Below are 3249 nucleotides of genomic sequence, written 5' to 3'. Positions count from 1 at the left end.
ATGATGATGATGACCGCGACGATGCGCGCCACCGGCCCTTGAATCGACTCCAAAATCGACTGCAACGGGCCTTCCCAGGGCATCGAGGAGCCGGCGGCCTGCGCGGTGCCGGCCAGAAACAGCAGCAGCGCGGACAGCAGCAGCCCTTGCGCCGCAGGGCGACCCAGGCTGTGCAGCCGCGACCGTGTGGGCAGGCGCAAAGCCGGATTTGCAGAAAAACGGAAAGCAGGAACGATCATCTGCGTCATGGCAGTTCTCCAGGTTGGTCAGGGGACGGGGAAATCGCCGCAGCGGGTGCGGCATCGGGAAGTGGCAGCAGCTCGGGGAACGGCGTCTCCAGTGCGTCCGCCAGTTGGTAGCCCACGCCGTCGAAGCCGACGACGCGGGCGATGCTCTCGATGCGGCGCTTGCGCCCACGCCCAGCGATGTGGATCACCACGTTGACCGCCTCGGCGATCAGCGCACGCGGCGGGTTCACCGCCACTTCGAGAATCAGTTGCTCCAGGCGCAGCAGCGCGCCCAGTGCGGAGCCGGCGTGGATCGTGGCGATGCCGCCGGGGTGGCCCGTGCCCCATACCTTGATGAGATCCAGCGCCTCGGCGCCGCGCACCTCGCCAACGACCACGCGATCCGGGCGCAGGCGCATGGATGAGCGCACCAGCTCGGTCATGGACACCACGCCAGCGCGGGTGCGCAGCGGTACGTGGTCGCGGGCCGCGCATTGCAGTTCCACCGTGTCTTCGAGCACCAGCACGCGGTCGCCCGTGGCGGCTATCTCGGCGAGCAGAGCATTGGCAAGGGTCGTCTTGCCGCTGCTGGTGGCCCCGGCGATCAGGATGTTCTTGCGCTCGCGCACAGCGCGAACCAGAAAGCCCGCCTGTGCGGCCGTCATCATTCCCTCCACGACGTACCGCTCCAGCGGAATGACGCCGATGGCGCGCTTGCGCAGCGCGAAGGCCGGCCCCGGTGCAGCGGGCGGCAAGATGCCCTCGAAGCGTTCGCCGGTTTCGGGCAACTCGGCCGATAGCAGCGGCTGGCCGCGATGCACTTCCGCACCGACATGGGCCGCGACGAGGCGGATGATTCGCTCGCCATCGGCTTCGGGCATCTCCACGCCCATCGGGGCGCGACCCGAGGACAGGCGATCCACCCAGAGGGTGCGATCCGGGTTGAGCATGATTTCCACCACGTCCGGGTCTTCGAGCGCGGCGGCGATCAGCGGCCCCATTGCCGTGCGCAGCATCTGGATACGTCGGTCAAGCGCCGCAGTGGTCATGGATTGGGGAGTGGTGCTCATGACGCACGCTCCTGGGCCTGGGCGGCTGCCGCCGTGCCCCCCATTCGCATCGGGTCGGGATGCAGTTCCTCCACCACGTCACGCACGAGGCTGCGCCCGCGCAGCAGGTGGCGGCCGAGCTGTTCGACGAACTGCTCGAAGCGCGCCTTGCCCTGGGCGCGGGCCGCGTCTTGGTGGGCCTCGGGAACCGGCGTGCTGACCGTGAGGTAGTAGCGGATGAACAGCGCCAGCGTCTCGATGGCGATGTTCTGGTCACGCTCCATGCGCTCGGCTTGGCGCGACAGCCGATCCAGCCGCTTGGCGATGGCCGCTTCGCGCTGGTCGGCCGCGTCCGGCGACAGCCAAGACGCTAAGGCGGCAGCGACGATGCTGGACTTGGACACGCCTTTCTTGGCGGCCAGTTCATCGAGCCGCTGGGCGTGCTCGGGCTGGATAAAGAGGTTCAGGCGGTAGTGGCTCATAGCTCGATTCCGTCGTTGGGGTCGAGGGATGCCAGCCGGGCCGTGCGCTGCATGGCCGGATCAAGCTGGCGCGGAAGGGGAAGCGGCAGGTCGTCGTCGTCATCGAGCAGGCCGAGGTCGGCCGCGGGCGCGGCGCTCTCGGGGTCGTAGGCGACGGCCTCAGTTAGCTCTGGCTGGCGGCGCGGGCAGCCGTCGTCGGCCGTGCCCAGGTGTTCCAGGCCATCGGCGGATGACGTAGCCGGTGCGGCAGGCGTCGGCGGAATCGCCAGTCCGCTCCAGTCGTCGGGGCGTACCGGAGGAACATCGGCATAGCGCCCGGCAGCGAGCACAGGCGGTGACAGCACGCGCCGCTTGAAATTGCTGTCTGCGTAGTAGCGCAGCTTCTTGGCCTTGATCGGCGCGACGCTGGAGACCATCACCACGGCCTCGTCGGGCGGAAGCTGCATGACTTCGCCCGGCGTCAGCAGCGGGCGGGCCGTCTCCTGCCGCGACACCATCAGGTGGCCCAGCCACGGCGCGAGCCGATGACCAGCGTAGTTGCGCTGCGCGCGTAGCTCGGTAGCGGTGCCAAGCGTTTCGGAAATGCGCTTGGCGGTGCGTTCGTCGTTGGTGGCGAACGTCACGCGCACATGGCAGTTGTCCAGAATCGAATGGTTCTGCCCATACGCCTTGTCGATCTGGTTGAGCGACTGCGCGATGAGAAAACTGCGGATGCCGTAGCCCGCCATGAAGGCCAGTGCCGTCTCGAAGAAGTCGAGCCGGCCCAAGGCCGGGAATTCGTCGAGCATCAGCAGCAACTTGTGGCGGCGCTCGATGCCATCGCTGCCGTCGAGTGATTCGGTGAGCCGCCGGCCGATCTGGTTGAGGATCAGGCGGATGAGCGGTTTGGTGCGCGAAATGTCCGAAGGCGGCACCACGAGGTACAGCGATACGGGGTGCTCGACGGAAATGAGATCGGCGATGCGCCAGTCGCAGCGCGAGGTGACTTCGGCCACCGTCGGGTCGCGGTACAGGCCGAGGAACGACATGGCCGTGGACAAGACGCCCGAGCGCTCGTTGTCCGACTTGTTGAGCACTTCGCGCGCCGCAGAGGCAACCACCGGATGCGGGCCATCGCCCAGATGGGGCGTGGTCATCATCCGGTGCAAGGTCAGCTCGAATGGGCTGGCCGGATCGGAGAGGAAGTTGGCGACGCCGCGCAGCGTCTTGTCCTCGCCCGCGTAGAGCACATGCAAGATGGCCCCGACCAGCAGCGCGTGCGAAGTCTTCTCCCAATGGTTGCGCCGCTCCAGCGCGCCTTCGGGATCGACCAGAATGTCCGCGATGTTCTGCACGTCGCGCACTTCATGCGCGCCGCGTCGCACCTCCAGCAGCGGGTTGTAGGCCGCCGACTTCGCATCCGTGGGGTTGAACAACAGGCAATGCGAGAAGCGCGAGCGCCAGCCGGCGGTGATCTGCCAGTTCTCGCCCTTGATGTCGTGGATGACGGCG

Annotated in this window: 4 protein-coding genes; all 4 read right to left on the bottom strand. The window is 67.4% G+C overall.

What is annotated here, in order from left to right:
- Positions 1–248: TrbC/VirB2 family type IV secretion system protein (locus tag V8Z74_RS26045; RefSeq protein ID WP_349712272.1), on the bottom strand; the 248-nt coding region annotated here is incomplete at its 3' end.
- Positions 245–1297 (bottom strand): P-type conjugative transfer ATPase TrbB, encoded by a 1053-nt coding sequence (trbB, locus tag V8Z74_RS26040; RefSeq protein WP_034112280.1) that lies wholly within the window; start codon positions 1295–1297, stop codon positions 245–247. The genes trbB and V8Z74_RS26045, both read right to left, overlap by 4 nt.
- Positions 1294–1758: a CopG family transcriptional regulator gene (locus V8Z74_RS26035; RefSeq protein ID WP_034112282.1), complete on the bottom strand. Its 465-nt coding sequence runs from the start codon at positions 1756–1758 to the stop codon at positions 1294–1296. The genes trbB and V8Z74_RS26035 overlap by 4 nt, the downstream gene beginning before the upstream one ends.
- Positions 1755–3249 (bottom strand): IncP-type conjugal transfer protein TraG (traG, locus tag V8Z74_RS26030; protein WP_349712268.1); only part of this gene is annotated, 1495 nt, incomplete at its 5' end. The genes traG and V8Z74_RS26035, both read right to left, overlap by 4 nt.

Origin of the sequence: Comamonas sp. w2-DMI (assembly GCF_040187735.1) — a bacterium.
Lineage (GTDB): Bacteria > Pseudomonadota > Gammaproteobacteria > Burkholderiales > Burkholderiaceae_C > Comamonas > Comamonas terrae.
This window is presented reverse-complemented; position numbering and strand designations above follow the sequence as displayed.

What these genes read in the sequence shown, in the direction of transcription:
- trbB (WP_034112280.1), bottom strand. Translation starts at nt 1,297, where the DNA reads ATGAGCACCACTCCCCAATCCATGACCACTGCGGCGCTTGACCGACGT.
- V8Z74_RS26035 (WP_034112282.1), bottom strand. Translation starts at nt 1,758, where the DNA reads ATGAGCCACTACCGCCTGAACCTCTTTATCCAGCCCGAGCACGCCCAG.